The organism is Maribellus sp. CM-23 (assembly GCF_021354595.1).
Classification (GTDB): domain Bacteria; phylum Bacteroidota; class Bacteroidia; order Bacteroidales; family Prolixibacteraceae; genus Draconibacterium.
The window spans coordinates 576,173-598,707 of sequence record NZ_JADWYJ010000002.1; the positions used below are offsets into that span (position 1 = coordinate 576,173).

General features: G+C 46.3%; 11 protein-coding genes, 1 pseudogene and 1 riboswitch. Of the genes and pseudogenes, 8 read left to right on the forward strand and 4 right to left on the reverse strand.

From position 1 onward, the window contains the following. Window positions 1–457 precede the first annotated feature (457 nt). Together INQ51_RS22725 and INQ51_RS22730 are read right to left on the reverse strand one after the other, a co-directional pair. Entirely contained in the window at window positions 458–607 is a 150-nt protein-coding gene (locus INQ51_RS22725; protein ID WP_410796250.1) for a nucleotidyl transferase AbiEii/AbiGii toxin family protein, read from the reverse strand. Between the two features lie 97 nt (window positions 608–704). After that, window positions 705–863, reverse strand: a pseudogene (locus tag INQ51_RS22730) (DUF6922 domain-containing protein); the annotation flags it as partial. Window positions 864–1,055: 192 nt separating this feature from the next. Further along, window positions 1,056–1,292: riboswitch (cobalamin riboswitch) on the forward strand. Window positions 1,293–1,909: 617 nt separating this feature from the next. Between INQ51_RS22730 and INQ51_RS09780 the strand changes: the two are divergent. Next, window positions 1,910–3,565, forward strand: a complete 1,656-nt coding sequence (locus INQ51_RS09780) for a putative transporter (protein ID WP_233377789.1) — start codon at window positions 1,910–1,912, stop codon at window positions 3,563–3,565. A gap of 169 nt (window positions 3,566–3,734) precedes the next feature. Next, complete coding sequence (locus INQ51_RS09785) at window positions 3,735–5,036, forward strand: hypothetical protein (RefSeq protein WP_233377790.1); 1,302 nt, start codon at window positions 3,735–3,737, stop codon at window positions 5,034–5,036. Window positions 5,037–5,133: 97 nt separating this feature from the next. Here INQ51_RS09785 and INQ51_RS09790 read toward each other — a convergent pair whose 3' ends face one another. Next, the gene (locus INQ51_RS09790; RefSeq protein WP_233377791.1) at window positions 5,134–6,060 is read right to left on the reverse strand and encodes an AraC family transcriptional regulator; all 927 of its coding nucleotides are present in this window, start codon (window positions 6,058–6,060) and stop codon (window positions 5,134–5,136) included. Window positions 6,061–6,314: 254 nt separating this feature from the next. Between INQ51_RS09790 and INQ51_RS09795 the strand changes: the two genes are divergently transcribed. From INQ51_RS09795 to INQ51_RS09820, 6 genes are all read left to right on the forward strand, one after another. Further along, window positions 6,315–7,871 carry a sulfatase gene (locus INQ51_RS09795; protein WP_233377792.1) on the forward strand — a complete coding sequence of 519 codons (1,557 nt, stop codon included), beginning with the start codon at window positions 6,315–6,317 and terminating at the stop codon, window positions 7,869–7,871. A gap of 63 nt (window positions 7,872–7,934) precedes the next feature. Then, window positions 7,935–11,207 (forward strand): sugar-binding domain-containing protein, encoded by a 3,273-nt coding sequence (locus INQ51_RS09800; protein ID WP_233377793.1) that lies wholly within the window; start codon window positions 7,935–7,937, stop codon window positions 11,205–11,207. Window positions 11,208–11,228: 21 nt separating this feature from the next. Further along, on the forward strand, window positions 11,229–12,623 hold the full coding sequence (locus INQ51_RS09805) for a sugar porter family MFS transporter (RefSeq protein ID WP_233377794.1): 1,395 nt from the start codon (window positions 11,229–11,231) through the stop codon (window positions 12,621–12,623). Window positions 12,624–12,631: 8 nt separating this feature from the next. Continuing rightward, complete coding sequence (locus INQ51_RS09810; protein ID WP_233377795.1) at window positions 12,632–14,593, forward strand: glycoside hydrolase family 97 protein; 1,962 nt, start codon at window positions 12,632–12,634, stop codon at window positions 14,591–14,593. Window positions 14,594–14,605: 12 nt separating this feature from the next. Continuing rightward, window positions 14,606–17,431, forward strand: coding sequence for a sugar-binding domain-containing protein (locus INQ51_RS09815; RefSeq protein ID WP_233377796.1), 2,826 nt, complete (start codon window positions 14,606–14,608; stop codon window positions 17,429–17,431). Window positions 17,432–17,521: 90 nt separating this feature from the next. Continuing rightward, window positions 17,522–20,767 carry a DUF5107 domain-containing protein gene (locus INQ51_RS09820; protein ID WP_233377797.1) on the forward strand — a complete coding sequence of 1,082 codons (3,246 nt, stop codon included), beginning with the start codon at window positions 17,522–17,524 and terminating at the stop codon, window positions 20,765–20,767. A 112-nt stretch (window positions 20,768–20,879) separates the two neighbouring features. On the opposite strand, the gene INQ51_RS09825 is transcribed toward INQ51_RS09820, so the two are convergent. Next, window positions 20,880–22,442: a sulfatase family protein gene (locus INQ51_RS09825; RefSeq protein ID WP_233377798.1), complete on the reverse strand. Its 1,563-nt coding sequence runs from the start codon at window positions 22,440–22,442 to the stop codon at window positions 20,880–20,882. Window positions 22,443–22,535 lie beyond the last annotated feature (93 nt).

Here is a 22,535-nt window from a genome sequence, read left to right on the forward strand (position 1 = left end):
TATATACCGAAACCAAGACATAGGAAAATAGATTAATCTAAAACTATTCGTTGCTTAACGCCTTGATTGCTTCGACAAAATCCAACTTTATGAGTTCCCTAAATTTACCTTTTAAGCAAATCGGCTCGAAATCATTATCAGCTGTTCAAAATCGGTAAAGTTTCCGAATATTTCATCCGCATCATGCGAGTACGGACAACGCTCTTCATGCAACAGAATCATTTGAGGGATTGAATAGAAGTCTAACAACTCATGTAAATCCCAAAAGTCCTTTTTTCGTGCTCCACGGCTTACAACATCAATCTTCATTGCCGTAATCTCGTCGAGTGTTGCAAACCTTATATTGTCAATCACCAAAGCGAGGCGAATAAAAGGAACGATATAATACAAATCGAGTTTAAATACAGTCTTCTACTGAATTTCCTATAAAGTATGATTTCCTCATTGCAACCTGACCTTAACGAGAATCAACATATTCGAAATTATTCTTAAGGTGCTTATCTATTACGTCAAAATCAATCTCGTCGTAAGGAGCTTCGGTGAACAAATCAATGTCAACAGATTCACGATGTTCTAACTGCAAACTTAACGCCGTACCTCCAACCAATCGAAATTAAGCGAAAAGTTCTTCAGCCATCAACCATGACAATATCATACGTAGCTGAGGCTCTACAGTGTTGTATTTTAATTGGTTGATCAAATACTCACTGAAGATATTTCTTCATATGGCTTTCCAATACTGAGGAACGGTTTGAGATGTGGGCAAAGATGGCTTTTACTTTCTTTTTCCCATAAAAACACATTGTTTCTGTAATTTCCTGATCATTACCCCGCTCAAAGATGCGCTTTATTACACTGACTTTGCTTTTTTCCCAACCTTTAGTCGCCCAACATCCTACCTATCAACCATATGTTACTTTGAAAACTTTTACTTACTCTATGATTGCTGGCTATTTCAAGAATATAGATTGTTAATTAAGCAAGAACAAACTCCCCAAACAAGCGTTTATTTTTGTTTTGTTCTATTTTGAAATTACATTTGCCCGGCGTTCATTCAAAAATCTGAGACGTAAGATACCCGGTAAAACCGGTTGAACAGGAAATCACGTGAAAGTCGTGAGCTGTCGCGCAACTGTAAAGTCCAACCACAGTTTTTTATCATATCAGCATCTGGTCTGTCCTAACTCTTCCACAGGATGAGAATATTTCTCCTTTTGGGAGAAATGAAGAAAGGCGCCCGGAAGCAGAAAAACGGACAAGCCAGAAAACCTGTCTTATATTTATTGAACGGCAATTGCTTTCGCGGTATGAAGCAGTAGTCTGGAACGAAACACACCTGTTATTTTCAACCAACTATTTTTTTACTCGCAAAGCATTCAGTTTAAGTTTTATTAATTAGTAATTGCTGTATGCTTACACAAGACCTGGAGGGCGCGCATATTGGATTTGCCCGGAAGCCAGAAGAAGAATGCGAAGTCTATTTGAAAGGAGAATTTTCGCAAACGAAGCTCAAACAAGGCGGAGAAACAGAACAACACAAAAGTTGTAGATTTAAATACGAACCGGGGATTGATTTCATTCCTTCCAACCACATTTCGTTTTTAAAATTCAGAAACGAAAAGCCGGTGAATTCCCCTACGACAAACGACCGTTGTTATAATAATGCCAAGAAAAGCTACGGTTACTCACACAAGCTTTATTATCTGAGCATTCGAGGATCTGACTGAATACCTCATCCTCCAACGACAAGCCGGAATAATTATTTCGAGGTCAAAAAAACATCAACATAATTTAATGCAGATTTTATAAAAATCGATACGGGGCACTGTCCTGTATGAAAGACATTTTATCTGGGTACCAGGGGGGTATGAGGCTTTAATTCCAATTACTCCCCTTTAAACAAACAACAATGGGTATAATCAATTTATTTTCAGAAAGTGGAACTCCCTCTACTTTACTATTCCTGAGTCTGGTGGGTATATCTGGCATCCTACTCGGAAAGATCAAAATCTTCAACGTAAAACTGGGTATTGCCGGCGTACTTTTTACCGGGCTTTTAGTCGGGCATTTGGGAGCCCGCTCTCAAGCCGAAACCCTGCACTTTGTTAAGGAATTTGGGTTGATACTTTTTGTGTATTCCATTGGCCTCGACGTAGGCCCCCGTTTTCTTTCATCACTAAAAAGTAACGGGCTAAAACTCAACTTTCTGGCTGTAGGAATTGTAGTGCTGGGTTTTCTTTGCGCCATTGGACTAAAGCTGGCATTTGATATTCCCACACCCGTAATTACAGGGATAATGTGCGGAGCAGTTACCAATACCCCGGGACTGGGAGCCGCCCAGCAAGTTATTCAAGAGCAGCTTTCGAATCCTCAACTTACCGAACTCGCCGGGATGGCCTATGCTGTTGCCTACCCTTTTGGTATCATTGGTATTATCCTGACCATGCTCATCATCCGGGGCTTTTTCAGAATCAAAGTTCAAAAAGAAGCAGAAGATTTTTCAAATAAAGTATCGGGCGTTTCCGGAAAGCTGGAAGCCGTTAACCTAAAAGTAAGCAACCAGGCACTGGAAGGAAAAACAATTGCTTTTCTCCGCGAAACACTTTCGGGCGAATTTGTTTTGTCTAGAATCTTCCGGAACAATGAATTTATTATACCTGAAGAGGACGACACCATTCAAACAGGAGACACTCTTTACGGAGTTTCTACCAAACAAAACTTTAATACGCTCGAGTTAAAAGTCGGGAAGCTTGAAAAGACCGGCGATTTAAACATTACCGGACGTCTGGGAATGCGACACGTGGTTTTTACCAATAAGAAACTGGCAGGAAAAACCATAAAAGAGATTGGAATTTCGAGACGTTTTCCCGTGAACATTACGCGTATTTTCAGATTCGGTAGTGAAATTATGCCCAGCGAAAACGACAGTGTTGAATTTGGCGACACCATTCGCATTGTAGGAAAAAGAAAAGCGCTGGACGAAGTAGCCAAACTACTCGGAAACTCAATGAAAGAACTATCGCACCCCAACATTATCCCCATTCTTATTGGAATTTTTGCCGGAGTTTTGCTCGGTAGTATTCCTTTTGCCATACCGGGATTACCGGCTCCTGCCAAATTGGGTCTGGCAGGCGGACCATTGCTGGTAGCCCTGTTCCTGGGCCATAAGGGTCGAATCGGGAAACTTGATTTTTACATGACTCCCGGAGCCAACCTTTTTATCCGCGAACTCGGCATCATCCTATTCCTGGCTTGTGTTGGGCTTGGGGCCGGAAAACACTTTGTTGAAACCATTATAAACGGCGGCTACATGTGGATGGTATATGGAGTAGCGATTACTGCAATTCCGATATTGATTATCGGCTTTATTGCCCGGTTCCTAAAATTTAACTACCTGTCGATTTGCGGTTTGCTTGCCGGTTCTATGACCGACCCGCCAGCCCTTGAATTTGCAAACTCGCAGGCACCGGTACAGGCCCAGTCAACAGCATACGCCACGGTTTATCCACTGGTTATGTTTCTACGGATTTTACTGGCACAAGCGCTTGTACTTATCTTCTTATAAACCGTTTTTTTTAGACAGAACGATGAATGATGCCACTTACTTTCCCTGCTTACAATCGATCTGCTGATCACCTACTTCCCGCTTTGCAGAGCGGGAAGTGGGTGATTCCAAAAGCTAATTATTCCATTCGAGAACCAATATCATCCTTAACTTTTGACAACTTCGCCTCATGAAATGTAGTTTTATTCTTTTGTCACTGATTTGTTTTTCGATTCTAACTTCCGCCGAAACACCGGTAGGTCATGAGTCAAAAATCGCCAATAATCTTCTGATTCCTTTAAATGATTCGGGATCGGCTTATTCCAAACTATCATTTGCCACACAGTTTTGGGCGCGGCAAACACAACTGAATCCCGGCAGTACAACCATCTCGGGCGACCCAATAGCATCTGAATTCGACTTTGCCCTACGGCGCACCCGTTTTTCGATGTTCAATAAACTGAACAAAAAAACAACTTTTTACACCCAGTTTGGATTTAATAACCTGAATGCCTCCAGTTCAAAACCAACCATTTATTTTCATGATGTCTGGGCTATGTACGACCTGCTTCCAAAGTCATTGAGCCTTGGTTTTGGGCTAAACGGATGGAACGGTATTTCGAGGTTGACCAATGCCAGCTACCAGAAAACCCTGACTCTCGATAACCCGGGATTCAACATCCCGTCGGTGAATCATTCCGATCTGGAAATCCGTCAATTCGGTATTTTTATTAAAGGAACTTTAAACCGGCTAAATTATCGAGCAGTCGTCTCCAAGCCGATGGTCTACAACGGAGTACCAGAACAGCCTGACGCAGAAAAAGGCTACGAATTTCCGTCGACTCAACTGGCATGGAAAGCTTATACAACCTGGAATTTTTGGGAGAGAGAATATTTTCAGACACCTTATGTTCCGATGACCTATTTTGGAGAGAAAAAAATTTGCAATTTGGGGGTAGGATTTGATTTTTATCCCGGATCGGTTGCTGAATTCGACAATAGCGGCGACCGGACTTTGAAAGACCGGATGCTGCTTGGTGCCGACTATTTTATGGAACTCCCTTTTAAAAACAACCAGGCGATTTCGGTTTACAGTGTGATTTACAACTACAATTTTGGGACAAATTATTTGCGTACTTCCGGTACCATGAACCGCTGGTATGAGGGAACAGCCGCAGAAGGCGCCGGAAATGCGGAGTATAAAATCGGTACCGGAAACATCTGGTACAGCACGCTGGGTTATCTTCTCCCCCGGTCTTTTATGGAAAAAGCCGGGCGGCTGCAACTTTTCTGTGCTTACGCATTAAAAGATTTTGAAGCGCTTCCGCAAAAAATATACAACTACGATTTTGGAGCGAATCTGTTTGCAAACGGCCACAAGCTAAAGTTCAGTATGCAATATTCCTTTCGTCCGCTTGCAAAAAACGTCGAAGCCGGAGTTCCTTCCCAACATTTGGGAACGTTTATTTTTCAAACACAAATTGTGATTTAGAACTGAGATTGCGAGACTTTAAGCATTTCAAAACCGCAATTTTGAAAATATAATCTCATAAACAACTGCTGTAAAGACTCAAGTGAAACTAAGTTTGCTACTTCCTCGTGGTTTTTAAAAACGACTTGGGGTTTTCGCCGATGTGTTGGGTGAATAGCCTCGAAAAATAGAACGGGTCTTTATACCCCAGCAGAAAGGCTACTTCTTTAACATTCATCGATTTATTGGTTAACAAACGGATCGCTTCCTGCATTTTCAGCTTGATAAAATAATCAAGCGGCGACGCCCCGGTTTTGTTCCGAAATAATTTGGAAAGATGCGATTCCGACAGGTTTACATGGTGGGCAATGTCACGAATTGTCAAAGTTTCTTTTAGCTTGTCTGCCATAAAAAAAATGGCCCGATCAACCGGATCCGAACTTTTAACACCCTTTGCTGCGCGATAGGTATTAACATAAAAAAAAGAAGCCAGCAAACCGTTCAGGCACAAATTACCATACTCCATATTTTCGTTGATAAACCCCGATTCCATTACTGTCAGTATCTCGTTAAACAAACGAATCCGGTCGTCAGTGCGGGAGTCAGAAGAATGAGGCAATGCGTTTACTTTGCCAAAATAATCTTCGAAAGCGGAGCTTCTTTTTCCGCCAAAATGAAGCCAGTAAATCGACCATGGTGCCTGGGCGGAAGACCAGTAAGAATGCGGCAATTCAGCCGGAATTACAAAAAACGAATTGGGCGAAATCGAAAATACCTGGTTGTTTACGTCTATCGTACCAAAACCGTCGACACAATAAATCAGAATATGCTCGCCAATGCCTTTTTTTCGCTGGCGAAAATGATTTTTGGCATTCGGATAAAAGCCTATATCGCTGAAATACAACTGACCAAGCCTGGCGTTTCTTTTCACATATTCAAGCTGATTTTTTGACAACACCACACTTCGGTCGCCAAAAAACCGGTCTTCTTTGCCCATTTCAGGACTTGTCCCGAACTTATCGTGTGTCATTTCTTTTGCTTTCATCCAACCAAAAATTAAACTGAATCATCCATTCATGAAATCTAACACTTAACTCTATTGTCTTTAAATATCATATAAAATTATTATAAATCTGCAACATAAATCAATTCAGGAGGAATAGTCTTAAATTCCACAATAATCGGATTATACATGGAATAATAAAATTATCCATTGAAGAAAATGCAGCAGATCACTAATTTCGAAATGTCGATTGTCCGGCAATTTTGGAAACATCTCCGCAACAAAAAAGTGAACGAATGAATAAAACCAGCCTGCTTTTACCTTTCTCATTTTCAAAAGAAGGCGAAAAAACCAATCTTATGAATCAGTCAATAAAATATATAATACTTGTAATAACTGTTGCAATCCTCTTCGGGTGTTCCGCCCCAAAGAACCAACCAGCCGAACAGCGCCCGAATGTTCTTCTGATCGTTTCCGACGACCAGGGATATGCCGATTTTTCACCTTTTCAGAACCATTCGCCGGAGGCTTCAACCCCCAACCTGGAACGACTGGCCGAAAGCGGCATGATATTTCCACAGGCTTACACCACTGCTCCCGTTTGCAGCCCGTCGAGAGCCGGTTTAAATACCGGGAAATACCAGTTCCGATGGGACGAAAAAGCCAGCTGGGGGCCGGGCTTGCCCGACACGGTAAAAACCATTGCCGAATACCTGAAAGAAGCCGGCTACACAACGGCCAGGATTGGCAAAAGCGATTTTGGCACCAATTACCACAGGTTCGATGTGCGCGAATACCCACTCAACCACGGTTACGACGAGTTTTTGGGTTTTAGCGCACACGCCCACGATTACTGGCTCTACTCGGAGGAAATAGCCCAACGAACTCCCGACCCGAACGGAACCAGCGCTCACCTGGGCCCACTGATGCACAACAATACTTACAAAAGCTATCCCGAAGGCTACCTCACCGATATTTTCACAGATGAAGCCATTCAGTATCTGAAAACCAAACGGGACCAGCCATTTTTTCTGACACTCGCCTACAACTCGGTTCACCACATTATTCACGAGGTTCCACAAAAATACCTCGACAAATACCAGGTAAAACCTATCCATAATTACGATCCTGACAGCATGGAGACTTTTGGCAATCAAACTCCGGGATCGTATTCTGCTTATTACGAAAAATACACAAGGCTAGGCGCAATACAGGACGAGGATATGCGCAAATACTACCTGGCCAACCTGAATTGTCTTGACGATAACATTGGCCGTGTACTGGATGCGCTGAAAAAGGAAGGACTGGACAAAAACACGCTGATCATCTATATTTCCGATAACGGAGGCTCGCCCATAACCGGTGCACTGAATGCCCCGCTCTCTGCAGGCAAATACTCGTTGTGGGAAGGCGGTATTCGTGTTCCGATGGCCATTTCGTGGCCTGCCAAGGTAAAAGCCGGCAGCACAAATACCGGATATGTTTCCGCTGTTGATATTCTTCCAACCATTGCGAATGCCGCCGGAATTACCTTAAATGATGGAACCATTGATGGCAAAAACCTGCTGGCAAGCGAAACAACTACCGATCGTTTGCTGGTTTGGAAATGGGGAAACACCTGGGCAGCGCGTTTGGGGCCATGGAAACTAACCAATACCAACGAATCGTGGGGAAAAGGACGCCCTTCCAACTACTACCTCAAACCCATTTCCAACGATTTAAGCCTGAAACTTTTTAACCTCGAAGATGATCCCGGGGAACGGATAAACCTGGCAGAAGAAATGCCCGAAAAAGTACAGGAACTTCAAAACGCCTATACAAACTGGTGCAAGCAAAACATTGGGAAATACTAATTCAATAACTGAATCAACTGATATTTTAGGAATCAACCGACAATAAAAACACGAACATTTCAAATGAAGACCAAGCAAATTTCATCCCTTTCAAACCTTCGGGCGCCTCTGTCAAAAGTAAAATTTATAGTGATTGTACTCTTGCTACACTGTTCGGGTTATGCCCAAAGCCAGCCGACCGATCTTTCCGGAGAATGGCAGGTAAAGCTCGATCCGGAGAACGAATGGGTAAAAAAAGCCAACGGTGAATGCAAAACCGAAGGAAGCATAACACTCCCTGCATCACTTGCCCAATTTGGCTATGGTTTTAAGACCGACTCCTCCGATTTCGGGATACTCACCCCCTCTTACAAATACATCGGCAAAGCCTGGTACACAAAAGAGATACAGGTACCTGCGTCGTGGAAAAACAAGGAAATTGTTTTGTTTTTGGAACGCGTGCTTTGGGAGTCCCGGGTGTTGATCGACGGCGAAGAACGAAGCACCAACGATGCTCTGGGAACGCCTCATGTTCATCACCTCGGAAAATTATCTCCGGGCAGCCATCAGCTTACCATTTTGGTTGACAATGAAATGATTCACAACATTGGAGACAAAGGCCACGCCTACGGAGAATACACCCAAAGCATCTGGAACGGTATTGTTGGCCGCATGGAAATGAAGGCAGTTGATCCTGTGCACATCAGCGCAGTCCGTACCTTCCCGGACATTGAAGAAGACGTATTAAAAGTGGAAGTTACGCTCAACACTCCGCCGCAAAAACCGCTTGCCCTGAAATATGTCATTAGCCCGGTTTCAGAAAAAGTGAAAGTATTGGAAGGCGAAGAAATTTTCCGTCCGAAAAAGGGGCAGCAACAGTTCATTATCCAGATACCGGTTCAGGGAAAACTAAAAAAATGGAGCGAATTTACCCCCGAAGTTTACCAACTGGATGTATCGTTAAACAGCGGCAAAAATTCGGACACTTCTACTTCAGAATTTGGCTTTTATGAAGTTACCGCCGGCAAACACAAAATACTGATTAACGGGGAACCCGTTTTTCTGCGCGGCAACCTCGACTGTGTTCATTTTCCGCTAACCGGTTATCCTTCGTGCAAAGTGGAAGACTGGGAACGTATCTTCCGCATTTACAAAGACTATGGTTTGAACCACGTTCGCTTTCACTCGTGGTGCCCGCCCGAAGCTGCTTTTAAAGCCGCCAACCGTGTGGGCATTTACGTGCAGGCCGAGGCATCGATCTGGATCGACTGGTGGATGAGCGTGGATAATATAGAAAGAGGACGGCCCGAAATGAACACCAAAGGCTTCCCAAAAGGACTGGGACACAATGCTTCGCGCGATAGTTTTGTGGTAAAGGAAATGAACCGCGTGGTTGATTTTTATGGGAACCATCCGTCATTTACCTTGTTTTGTATCGGAAATGAACTGGGAAACTCCGATTTCGATGCAATGAAAAAGTGGGTAGCCGACCTGAAAGCAAAAGACCCGCGGCGCTTGTATTCGGTCTCAACTGCCCGGCAAATTACCGAAGTGGACGACTTTAACGCCACCCACAATATTCCGGGAGTTGGGCGTACCCGTGGATTAAATGGGCCCCGCACCAACTGGGACTTCAATGAAAACTACGGCAAACTAGACATTCCCGTAATTGCGCACGAAATCGGGCAATGGCCAGTTTACCCGCGCTGGACCGAAATCGACAAATACACAGGAACCTTAAAAGCCCGGAACCTTGCCGAGATGAAAAAACAGGCCGAAGAAAACGGCATTGCCGGTCAAAACGAAAAGCTGGTGCAGGCATCAGGCGCACTCAACCAAATTATGTACAAGTACGAAACCGAGTCGTTTCTGCGTACCGAGAATTGTGCCGGCGTGCAATTGCTGAGCATTCAGGATTACCAGGGACAGGGTGAGGCGCTTATCGGCTGGCTAGATTGTTTCTGGGACAGCAAAGGTATTACAACTCCTGAAAAATTCAGACAGCATTTTACGACCACGGTCCCGCTCCTGAGAATGGAAAAAATGGTTTGGCAGAGCAACGAAACATTTACAGCCCAAGCCCAGCTGGCGCATTACGGAAACGCTGACCTTCACGAAAAATGCCATTGGCAGATCACCGGAAAATCAGGAAATAAACTCGCCGGTGGCACTTTTTTGTCAAGCAGTTTCCGGCAAGGTTCACTTAACGATTTGGGCAACATCGCCTTCAACCTAAACCAGTTTGAAAAAGCGGAGGAGCTGCTGATAACAATCAAAGTTGAAAATACGGGCTTCGAAAATTCATGGAACATTTGGGTGTATCCCGAAAAGCTCCCGGCGGTTAACAACGGCGACGATATTTACATCTGTTCCGAACTGGACAGCGTGGCCTTCCAGAAACTTCGCAACGGCGGAAAAGTACTGCTAAATGCCAGCGAATTGGGAACGGAAGAGAATGCAGTAACTGCGCATTTTTATCCGCTGTACTGGTCGCTTACCTTTTTTCCCGGTCAGGGCAAAACCAACATTGGCCTGCTGGTCGACAACTATCACCCTGCCTTTTCCGGGTTTCCAACCTCCTATCATTCCGACTGGCAATGGGAAACCATCAGTCAAAATGCCAAAGGTTTTATTCTGAACGACCTGCCTGCCTCTTACCATCCGCTGGCCCAGCCTGTAGACGATTTTCACCGAAACAACAAAGTGGGTTCGGTTTTCGAACTAAAAGCGGACAATGGAAAGCTGCTGGTTTGCGGATATAATCTCGATGCGGATTTACCGGTTGCCCGTCAACTCCGGTTCAGTTTGCTGAAATACATGAACTCTGAGGATTTTCAACCCGCAGAACCTGTAAGCGAAACCTGGCTGAAAAAGCTGTTTCCGCTTATTCCAAAAGCCGAAAAATTAGATGTTCCGGACGACTTTGAAAGTGCCATATTTTACCTGGATGCAGCAGCCAGGCTATCGGCTGAGAATGAAAATCTCCCCTGGAAAAACGAACTCGACAATGTTATCGTTGCAAAAAATGTCAGCTATTCGGTAAAAGCCGACGGAGTATGGAAAGATGATCATGTTTCGGCTTGGCACGGGAAAGAAATGGAACTGAACATTCAGTGTCCCGACGGGATTTTGGGAACCCTGCTGGTTCATTTCAGCGACTGGAACCAAAACGGACGCACCGGCCTGCTTGAGTTTGAAGGTAGGAAAACCAAACTAGAAAGCCACACGGGCGATGGTCAATGGGTAAAATTTCATGTGATGCGCGAAGACAGCAACGATGGAAAACTCAGGTTAAAAACCAAAGCTCTGACCGGTCCCAACCTGATGATTTCAAAAGTTGTATTATTAAAAGAATAAAACCAGCTAAACCGTAAACCAATGAGAAACGATCACCGATTCAATAAAAAATTTATCCTCGGCATTACCCTGGTATCAGCCATGGGCGGCCTGCTGTTTGGGTACGACTGGGTGGTAATTGGCGGCGCCAAACCCTTTTACGAACGCTTTTTCGACATCACGCAATCGGCAAACCTGCAAGGCTGGGCCATGAGCAGCGCACTGATCGGTTGTCTGCTTGGCGCCTCCTTATCCGGCTGGCTTTCCGACCGTTTCGGGCGTAAGCTGCCGCTTATTTTTGCCGCCCTGCTGTTCACCGTTTCAGCCCTTGGAACAGGTGCCGTTAACCACTTTGCGCCCTTTATTGTTTTCCGCGTGCTGGGAGGTTTGGGAATCGGCATTGCCTCCGCCATCTCGCCCATGTACATTGCTGAAATTTCGCCCGCTCCCATGCGTGGCCGGCTGGTGGCAGTCAACCAACTCACCATCGTAATCGGGATTCTGGCCGCCCAAATCATCAATTACCTCATCGCCCAAAAGGTGCCGACCGGTGCCAGCGACGAATTTATTGCCCGGTCGTGGAACGGACAAACGGGCTGGCGCTGGATGTTCTGGGCAGAAACCGTGCCCGCTGCGGCCTTTTTTATTCTCGCTTTTTTAATTCCTGAAAGCCCGCGTTTCCTGGCCAAATCAGGCAGAAATGAAGCTTCTCAGAAGATCCTTGAAAAAATTGGAGGTACCGAATATGCCCAAACCGTTGAGAAAGATATTGCTGAAAGCCTGAAAGATGCCTCTCATAAAATCGATTGGAAAGCACTGAAGGCAAAAAAGATAAGGCCCATTTTACTGATCGGTATCGTGCTAGCCGTTTTTCAGCAATGGTGCGGCATCAACGTCATTTTTAATTATGCTGAAGAAGTATTTACCTCAGCCGGGTATTCGGTTTCCGACATGCTGCTGAACATTGTCATCACCGGTTCTGTGAACCTTGTATTTACACTGGTGGCCATGCGAATGATCGACAGCTGGGGCCGCCGAAAACTGATGCTGCTGGGATCGTCGGGGCTGGCGCTGATCTACCTCTTTCTGGGAGGCAGTTATTTCTGGCAACTACAGGGCCTGCTGATTTTAGTCCTCGTGGTTTTAGCTATCGCCGTTTATGCCCTTACTTTGGCACCGGTTACCTGGGTAGTACTCTCCGAAATTTTCCCAAACCGCGTGCGCGGAGCCGCCATGGCCATTGCCACCACTTCGCTGTGGATAGCCTCTTTTATTCTCACCTACACCTTCCCCATCCTGAACAAGGCGCTGCATGCTTCGGGAACCTTCTGGCTTTATGCCGGTATCAGCGTTGCCGGATTCCTGTTCATCCTGAAAAAACTCCCCGAAACCAAAGGGAAAAGCCTCGAAGAAATTGAAAAAAACATCCTAAAATAAAAGCCGGCATGAAAAAAACAGTTTTGCTTATCACCTGTGTATTCCTCATTTCCTCCGCTTTTGCCAAAGAGTATCTTTTGCAATCGCCCAACGGAAAGCTACAAGCCAAAATTAACGTCGCAGAAAGTATCTCCGTGCTTCTAAGCAAAGACGGAAGCAATGTATTTACGCTCAATAATCTTTCGCTGGAAACCGATAAGAACCTGCTTAGCACCCCGGAATTAAAAGGCCTGAAAACTAACCACAGATCGGTTGATGAAACCGTCCAACCCTTTATCCGCGAAAAAGCTGCCTCTATTCAGAACACATTCAACGAACTGGAATTTAGGTTCAAAAACAAAAGCGGGATCACTTTCCGCTTGTTTAACGAAGGGCTCGCCTATCGTTTTTTCACTTTCACAAAAGACAGCTTGATCGTTTACCGCGAAAACCTGTCGCTTGTTTTAGATGAAAAAGACTCGATCCGCTTTCAGGCGTCCGGCTCGTTTAACTCCTCGTACGAAACCCCTTACGAACACCGCGCTGTTTCAGAAATCGAAAACGAACAACTGTGCCACTTGCCGTTACTGGCCGAAAAGCAAAGCGGAACCTTTGTGTTGGTAACCGAAGCCGATCTGTACAATTATCCGGGTTTGTGGCTAAAAGGTACAGGCCGCGCACAGCTAAACAGCACGCATCCTCCTTATCCGAAAAGTTACCGGACTACCGGCAGTGTGTATGTGCACGGACAAATTACCGAAACTTTTGATTACATCGGGAAAGTAGCCGGAAACAGAAGCTACCCCTGGCGTATTTTTGCCGTGGCCGGTCATGAAGCCGACCTGATCGACAACAACATGGTTTACCTGCTTTCGTCGCCCAATGCGCTTCAGGATACATCGTGGATAAAACCCGGCGTTGTAATGTTCGACTGGTGGGCAAAAAACAATATCTACGGAGTTGACTTTAAGGCGGGAATTAATACCGAAACGGCCAAATATTTTATTGATTTCTGTGCCGAACACGGTTTCAGGTATTTTCTTTTTGACGATGGCTGGAGCCCGCAGGATAATTTACTGGCGCCGGTGCCCGGACTGGATATGGCCGAAGTAACCGAATATGCCCGCTCAAAGGGTGTTGACGTTATGCTGTGGGTGATTTGGAAAACCCTCGAAAAGCAATGGAACGAAGCTTTCGACCTGTTTGAAAGTTGGGGAATACGCGGAATAAAAATGGATTTTATGAACCGCGACGACCAGGAAATGGTGGAATTTTACGAAGCAGTTGCCCAAAAAGCGGCAGAGAAAAAAATGGTGGTCGATTTTCACGGAGCCTATAAACCCTGTGGATTACGCCGGAAATATCCGAATGTGCTCACCCGCGAAGGGCTGATCGAGTTTGAGAACAACGGCTGGACAACACAGGATTCACCCGAACACCACAACATTCTGCCGTACCTCCGAATGTTTACTGGTCCCATGGATTACATTCCCGCAACCATGCGGAATTCAACCAAAAACAACTTCAAAGCCCTCGGTGATTACCCGATGGGACAAGGGACAAGGGCACATTCCATGGCCTTATTTGTGATACTCAGCAGCCCCATGACCATGTTGCCCGATTCACCGTCAGACTACTACCGGGAAAAAGAATGCACGCAGTTTCTGTCGCAAATTCCGGTGGAATGGGACGAAACCAGGCTGCTCGATGGCAAGATAGCCAACTACACTGTACTGGCAAGACGTTCCGGCAACGACTGGTACATCGGGGCCATCACCAATTGGGACGAGCGAACACTTACCATCAATACTGACTTTCTGGCGCCCGGAAAATACCTGCTCGAAGCTGTTCAGGATGGACTAAATGCCAATACCCGCGCAGAAGATTACCAACTGATCCGAAAAACGATAACAGCAGGTGCCCCGCTTACCATTCAAATGAGTTCAGGCGGTGGTTGGATCGCACGAATCACTCCTTCTGAAAATCAATAAGAAACTGGGAAAATGAGAACATTATTTTTTTATACCCTTATCATTTTGGCCAGCTTTACCGGCTGTTCGCAACGTTCCGCTTCCACCATCGACCTTTCGGGAGAATGGCAGTTTCAAACCGATCCTGATGACTGCGGGATCAACGAGAAATGGTTCAACTCGGCATTTCAGGAAAGCATACAACTTTCGGGCTCGATGGCCGAAAACGGAAAAGGAGATGACATTACACTGGACACCCACTGGACCGGTGGCATCCAGAATCCACAGTGGTACAACGATCCGAATTACGCCCCTTACATCGACACACAAAACATTCGTTTCCCCTTTTGGCTGCAACCCGAGAAAAAATATACAGGCGCCGCCTGGTATCAGAAAAAGGTGGTTGTACCTGACAACTGGAAGGAGAAAAACATAACACTCTGCCTGGAGCGTCCGCACTGGGAATCCCGGGTGTGGATAAACGGCGAATTTGCAGGCACACAAAACAGCCTGGCCACTCCTCATGTTTATTCCGTTTCGCCGTTCTTAAAATCCGGAGAAAACACCCTGACCATTTGCATCGACAACCGGATAAAAGATGTAGATGTGGGAGAAAACTCGCACAGCATAAGCGACCACACCCAATCTAACTGGAACGGCATTGTTGGCGATATCTCGCTGCAAGCTACCGGAAAAATTTATTTCGAAAATGTAGCGGTTTTTCCCGATGCAAAAAGTAAAACCGTCAGAATCAGCGCCTCGGTTTTCAATTCTTTTGACAAAACGTTGCCCGTAACGTTCTCGGCCCTTACGTCATTAAAAGGTACAAACGAAAACAGCGCTAAAGAAACGTGGAGTTTTGAACTTACCCCGGGAGAAAACAGCCTGGAAATGAATTATTCTCAAGACGAAGAACCCTTGCTTTGGGACGAATTCAGTTCCAATGTGTATCAGCTTAATCTCCATCTGAAATCGGGCAAAGAAACCGACAATGCCAGTGTTGATTTCGGATTTCGCGATTTCACACCCAACGGATCGCACTTTACGATTAACGGCAGGCCGGTTTTTCTGCGCGGAACATTGGAATGTGCTATTTTCCCACTGACCGGCTACCCGCCAACTGAAACCGCTTACTGGAAAAAAATATTCACGGCCGTAAAAGCGCACGGGCTCAACCACGTACGTTTTCATTCGTGGTGCCCGCCCAAAGCCGCATTCGAAACAGCCGACGAAATGGGTGTTTATCTACAGGTAGAGTGTTCGTCGTGGGCCAACCAAAGTACCCAACTGGGAAGTGGCTTTCCTGTAGATCAGTATATCCGGGACGAGAGCAAGCGCATTGTAAAAGCCTATGGCAACCATCCTTCGTTTGTAATGATGACTTACGGCAACGAGCCCGGCGGCCCGAAATACCGGGAATACCTCACCAAATTTGTGAACTACTGGAAAGAAAACGATCAGCGGCGTGTGTATACCAGTGCGGCAGGCTGGCCGGCACTTTCGGTGAACCAGTACCACAATTTACCTGCTCCGCGTATCCAGGGATGGGGCGAACAGCTCAACAGCATTATTAATGCACAGCCTCCCCGAACCGATTACGACTGGACCAGCAAACTTCCGGCTGACGGAATTCCGGTTGTCAGCCACGAAATCGGGCAATGGTGTGTGTATCCCAACTTCCGGGAAATTGAAAAATATACAGGCGTACTAAAAGCCAAAAACTTTGAAGTGTTTCGCGAAAGCCTGAAAGCCCATCACATGGAAGAACTGGCCGACAGCTTTTTACTGGCTTCCGGAAAATTACAGGCTCTTTGCTACAAAGCCGATATTGAAGCAGCCCTGAGAACACCGGGTTTTGCTGGATTTCAGTTACTCGACTTACACGATTTCCCCGGACAGGGAACTGCGCTGGTGGGCGTTCTCGATCCGTTCTGGGAAGAAAAAGGCTATATTTCGCCCGAAGAGTACAGGCGTTTTTGCAATACCACCGTGCCCCTGGCAAGGCTTCCGAAACGAGTTTTTAACGAAGGCGAAAGCCTGACTGCCGCGATCGAAGTGGCTCATTTTGGCGAAAATCCCATCTCAGCCAACCCGGCATGGAAACTTACGGAAGGCGATAAAACAATTGCCGAAGGGACACTGGGACAGCAGGATATTTCCATTGGCAACGGCCTTCAACTGGGAGAAATTGTTTATGAATTTCAGCCAGAAAACCGTCCGAGAAAAGTCACGCTCGAAGTGAATATCGGAGATTTTGCCAATAGTTGGGATTGCTGGGTTTATCCGGCGCAGGCGCCTCCGGTTTCAAAAAATATCAGGGTGGTTAATACGCTCGATGAGAGAACCATCGATGCCCTAAAGAATGGCGAAGATGTACTTCTTACTACCTTAAAAGGCAGTATAAACGCGGCCTACGGAGGAGATATTGGCATTGGCTTTTCCAGTATTTTTTGGAATACTGCCTGGACAGGAGGTCAAAAACCGCACACCTTGGGAATTTTGTGCGATCCTGAGCATCCGGCGCTGGAGCAATTCCCCACCGAATACCACTCCAACTGGCAGTGGTGGGATGCCATGAGCCATTCAAATGCAATCATGCATGAAGCTTTTTCACAACCACTACAACCCATCGTCAGGGTTATCGACGACTGGGTGACCAATCGGCAACTCGCCTTACTTTTTGAAGCCCGTGTGGGCAAAGGCAAACTGCTGATTTCGGGCATCGATTTAACTTCCGATCTGGAAAACCGGCCGGAAGCCCGTCAGCTAAAATACAGTCTGATGAAGTACATGAGCAGCGAAAAATTTGCACCGGTCAGCGAACTGGCCCCCGAAGAAATACAAAAAATGTTCAACTAGTTTTTTCAGAGAATGATCAACCAAGTAATTTGTAAAAGAGAGGAAATAATAGTCCCGACATATGGTTTGGGGAAACCTGAAATTAACCCAATGTTTTTTGAAAAAAGGGTTTACCAGGGATCTTCAGGCAAAGTATACCCGGCTCCGTTTATCGACAAAGTATTCGATCATAAAACGGATAAAAAATACGATTCGGTAAGGCTTGAAAACGATTTTGTGCGCCTCGTAATGTTGCCCGAAATCGGCGGACGTATTTTTGAAGCACAGGACAAAGCCAACAACAACTACGATTTCTTCTACAAACAACACGTGATAAAACCGGCTTTGGTAGGGCTTGCGGGCCCCTGGATTAGCGGCGGCGTTGAGTTTAACTGGCCCCAGCACCACCGTCCGGGAACCTACCTGCCAACTGCGGTACATATCGAAGAAGAAGCGGACGGGGCACGCACCGTATGGATGTCGGAATACGACCCCATGAACCGTCTGAAAGGCATGCACGGCATACGGCTGCGTCCCGACAGTTCATTAATTGAGCTGCGCGGAAGATTGTACAACCCGACACCCGTGACCCACACTTTTCTTTGGTGGGCAAATGTGGCTGTTCGGGTGCACGAAGATTACCAAAGTTTTTTCCCGCCCGATGTAAATTATGTGGCCGACCACGCTGTTCGTGCGATGAGCAGTTTCCCGCTGGCAGAAAACGATTATTACGGAGTTCCTTACCACCGGCGCCCCGGAAAAAACGATTTGCGTCGTTACCAGGATATTCCGGTGCCAACCAGCTACATGGTTTGCGATACGCGTTATGATTTTTTCGGAGGTTACGATTTTAAAGCCGACGGTGGTTTTGTACATGTGGCCAACCGGCACATTGCTCCCGGCAAAAAGCAGTGGACCTGGGGAAACGAGGCATTTGGCAAAGCCTGGGACCGCGAACTGACCGATGAAGACGGGCCGTATTTCGAACTGATGGCGGGCGTTTACACCGACAATCAACCCGATTTCACCTACCTCCTGCCCTACGAAACCAAAACATTCTCGCAATTCTGGTGGAGCTACAAAAACCTGGGGCCGGTTCAGAATGCGAATAAAGAGATGGCGATACGTTTGCAAATCCGGCAAGGCAACAAACTCGACTTTGGAGTAGCCGCCAGCAAGCGTCACAAAAACCTGCGCGTAGTGTTAAAAACCGGGGATCAAACAACCATTTTTGAACACATCGAAATATCTCCCGAAAAAACATGGAAAGGCCCGGATATTTCAATAACAGCCGGACAGGAAAACATGCTTTCGCTGAGCGTAGAAACCTCCGAACGACAGGAACTGATTTCGTACCATCACCGGGAAACAAGTGCTGGCAGAACCCGCAACCTGGCTTTTGAACCCAAACAGGCCAATGAAATTACCAGCGCCAACGAGCTGGAGCTTATTGGAGAACACCTTGAACTGTACCGTCATCCTACCCGGAAAGCGGAAACCTACCACCGGGAAGCGATCCAATGCGATCCGGACAGCTACCGGTCGCACATTGCGTTGGGGCGCTCGACCTACAAAATAGGGAGGTTTGCAGACGCAGAGGATCATCTCAAAAATGCCATAAAAATCATCACCCGCTATCATCCAAATCCGGCAACAGGCGAAGCACATTATTACTGCGGGCTTGCCTGTCTGAAACAGGAAAAAACGGAGGAAGCTTACGCGCTTTTCTATAAATCGACATGGAATTATGAATGGCGCTCGGCGGCATACTACCAGCTGGCATTGCTGGATTGCCGGAAATCGGACTTTGATACAGCGCAGGAACACATCGAAGCCTCGCTCGATACCAACCGGCAAAACAACAAGGCACTGGTTTTAAAAGCCATTTTACAAAGAAAAGCCGGGCAACAACAGGAAGCTGCCGAAACGCTCGGTGAACTCAGAAAAAAAGATGCGCTTGACCAGTGGGCCAACTACGAGCAATCGATATTGACAGGAAACTTCCATTCTTTTCTGAGCTCGGGCGGTAACGATGCACAAGTGATCATTGATCTTGCTTTTGACTATGCGGATGTAGGTTTTTATAAAGACGCCATCAGTCTGATAGAATGGCATCATCAAAACAAAGTAACTGAATACGCCGTTCCCACCCCGATGAATGTATCGCCGTCCACGTATTTTATGCTGGCCTGGCTATACGGAAAAGCCGGAGAACATTCAAAGTCAACCGAACTATTAAACAAGACAGAAAACCTTTCGTACGATTATTTCTTTCCATCCAGAATAAACGAACAACTGGTTTTGGAATGGGCGCTGGAAAAAACGGGAAATAATCCGCTTGCTGCTTATGGTTTAGGAAATTATTACTACAACCTGAAACGCCATGCCGATGCCATTGAAACCTGGGAAAAAGCTGCCAACAACGACTGTTGCTATGCTACCCTGTACCGCAACCTAGGTATTGCCTGCTGGAATTATTCTTCCGAAGGCGAAAAAGCTGCGCACTGGTACCGGAAAGCCATTGAGCTTTCGCCCGAAGACATGCGCATCCAATACGAATACGACCAGCTCCGAAAAAAACGAAACGATGATCCGGTGGTACGTTTGGCAGACTTGGAACCACTCCGAGAAAAAATAACTTCCCGCGACGATTTCAGCGTGGAACTGGCTGCCTTGTACAATTTTAACGGACAACACAAAAAAGCGCTTCTGCTTCTTGAAAGTCACAACTTTCACCCTTGGGAAGGCGGCGAAGGACAGGTGCTGAAACAATACACGCACAGCTGCTTGGCCTTGGGCCAGGAAGCCCTTCAAAGCAATCAGGCAGAACAGGCGCTTGACTGGTTTCAGCGCGCCATCAACACCCCTGACAACCTCGGTGAAAAATACCACCCCTTACAAGCCGTAGCCCATATAAACTACTGGCTGGGGAAAGCCTACAAAACGTTGGGCAACCACGAGCTTGCTACCAAACACTTCGGGGCAAGTGCCAGCGAAGAAGGCGATTTTATTAATATGGAAGTAAGTGCTTTCTCGGAGCTAACCTATTACAGCGCCCTTTCGCTAAGAGAACTGGGCCGGGAAAACGAAGCCTCTGAGTTGCTGAAAAAGCTGAAATTATACGCCGAACAAAAACTGAAAGAAGAAGTAAAGATCGACTATTTTGCTACCTCTTTGCCGCTGCTGCTGGTTTTTGATGACGACCTGCAAAAACGCAGCTGTTGGGAAAACAAATACCTGGTAGCACTGGCAGAGAAAGGCCTGGGAAACATTTCTGAATCAAAACAAATCGCTTCTGAAGTGATAAAACTGAACGCCATGCATACCGGCGCCGGCGAATTGACAAAAGAGGTGTAAGAATGTAGCAAGAAGAGTGTTTGCGTGATTTGGAGAGATCGCGAATAAAACAACAAAAAAAGCAGGATATTTCCATTTTAAAATATGGAAATATCCTGCTTTTGGAAATTGGCTATTTTAATTCCAGCGCCTCCACTTTCGGATTGGATGCACCGATGATTGCTTTGTAATCCTCCAACATCTCCTGCAATTTCTCAGGATTTTCTGTTGCCTGATTATTCTGTTGCCCCAGGTCATCGCTTAAATTGTACAATTGAAATTCAGGTGAATTTCCCAACTCAATATTTACATTGCTGGCAACTGCCGGACCGTTGTAAGGAGGGATCATCAACCAGTTGCCTGCCCGATAGGCTGTGCGTGTTGACGCTTCCAAAACCAGCGAACTGCGCCCTTCTTTACTGGTTCCCATCAGCACATCCAGCAATTCTTCGCTGTCGGTGTTATCAACGCGGGTTCCGGCCAACCTCGCCAACGATGCCAGCAAGTCCATCTGGCAAACCAGGGCATCCGATGTTCCTGGTTGAATTTTTCCTTTCCAATAAGTGATAAAGGGAACACGTGTTCCGGCTTCAAACAAACTGTATTTTCCTCCTCTGAGTGGCCCAGCGGGAGTATGATCCCCATTTCGCTCAACGGCATCGTCGTAATAACCATCGTTTAGTACAGGCCCGTTGTCGCTCGAAAATACGATCAATGTATTTTCCAGAATTCCTTCTTCTTCGAGTGTTTTTATGAACTCACCAATACACCAGTCGGCTTCCACAATAACATCGCCGCGCGGACCGAGATCGGTTTTACCCACAAACCTTGGGTGCGGTGTACGCGGAACATGCGGCTGCTGCAAGGCGTAATACAGAAAGAAAGGCTCGTTTTTATGTTGTTTTACATAGTCTTGTGCCTTGGCCAGAAAATGATCCGCCATATCCACATCGCTCCATTTGGCCTTTTCGCCACCTTTCATAAAACCGATCCGGGGCACGCCATTCACGATTGAGTTGTTATGCCCATGCTCCCATCTCATCGTCAACAACTCAGGATTGTCTTTTCCGGTTGGTTCTCCTTCAAAATTTTGGCTGTAACTCACCTCAATCGGATCATTCGGATCAAGTCCTTCCACCAGGCCATTTTCAAGATAAACCGTTGGTACCCGGTCTTGCGTGGCTGCCATAATGTAGGAATAATCAAAACCGATTTCGTTTGGCCCGGGCGAAACGTGCTGGTTCCAGTCCACATGCCCACTACCCAAACCAAGGTGCCATTTCCCCACAACGCCCGTGTAATATCCCTGCTCTTTCAGCATTTTAGGAACGGTTTGCTGCGCAGTATCGATAATAAGCGGAGCTGTTCCGGGCAAAATTTTGGCATCCTTGTTTCGCCAGGGGTAAACACCCGTAAGCAGAGCATAACGACTAGGCGTGCATGTAGAAGACGACGCATGTCCGTCGGTAAAAAGTACCCCTTCGGTTGCCAGACGGTCCATATTGGGTGTTTGAATTTTGGTAGCCCCGTAAGCCCCCACATCGCCGTAGCCCAAATCGTCGAGGTAAATAACAACAATGTTCGGTTTGGCGGTTGCAGCTTCTTCAGTTGCAACTTTCCCTGAATTCCCTGCACATCCACTGAAAACCAGTTCGATGACAATGGATGCAAGAAAAAATAATGTGATCTTTTTCATATGATTTAGAATTGTTTGTTTTTAACGGTTCTTCAGCCGGCGGACAGGCTTTCTGGTTTTAGAAAGTCTCCAACTGCGCAGACATGGTCTTTT

What these genes read in the sequence shown, in the direction of transcription:
- INQ51_RS09780 (WP_233377789.1), top strand. Translation starts at nt 1,910, where the DNA reads ATGGGTATAATCAATTTATTTTCAGAAAGTGGAACTCCCTCTACTTTA.
- INQ51_RS09785 (WP_233377790.1), top strand. Translation starts at nt 3,735, where the DNA reads ATGAAATGTAGTTTTATTCTTTTGTCACTGATTTGTTTTTCGATTCTA.
- INQ51_RS09790 (WP_233377791.1), bottom strand. Translation starts at nt 6,060, where the DNA reads ATGAAAGCAAAAGAAATGACACACGATAAGTTCGGGACAAGTCCTGAA.
- INQ51_RS09795 (WP_233377792.1), top strand. Translation starts at nt 6,315, where the DNA reads ATGAATAAAACCAGCCTGCTTTTACCTTTCTCATTTTCAAAAGAAGGC.
- INQ51_RS09800 (WP_233377793.1), top strand. Translation starts at nt 7,935, where the DNA reads ATGAAGACCAAGCAAATTTCATCCCTTTCAAACCTTCGGGCGCCTCTG.
- INQ51_RS09805 (WP_233377794.1), top strand. Translation starts at nt 11,229, where the DNA reads ATGAGAAACGATCACCGATTCAATAAAAAATTTATCCTCGGCATTACC.
- INQ51_RS09810 (WP_233377795.1), top strand. Translation starts at nt 12,632, where the DNA reads ATGAAAAAAACAGTTTTGCTTATCACCTGTGTATTCCTCATTTCCTCC.
- INQ51_RS09815 (WP_233377796.1), top strand. Translation starts at nt 14,606, where the DNA reads ATGAGAACATTATTTTTTTATACCCTTATCATTTTGGCCAGCTTTACC.
- INQ51_RS09820 (WP_233377797.1), top strand. Translation starts at nt 17,522, where the DNA reads ATGTTTTTTGAAAAAAGGGTTTACCAGGGATCTTCAGGCAAAGTATAC.
- INQ51_RS09825 (WP_233377798.1), bottom strand. Translation starts at nt 22,442, where the DNA reads ATGAAAAAGATCACATTATTTTTTCTTGCATCCATTGTCATCGAACTG.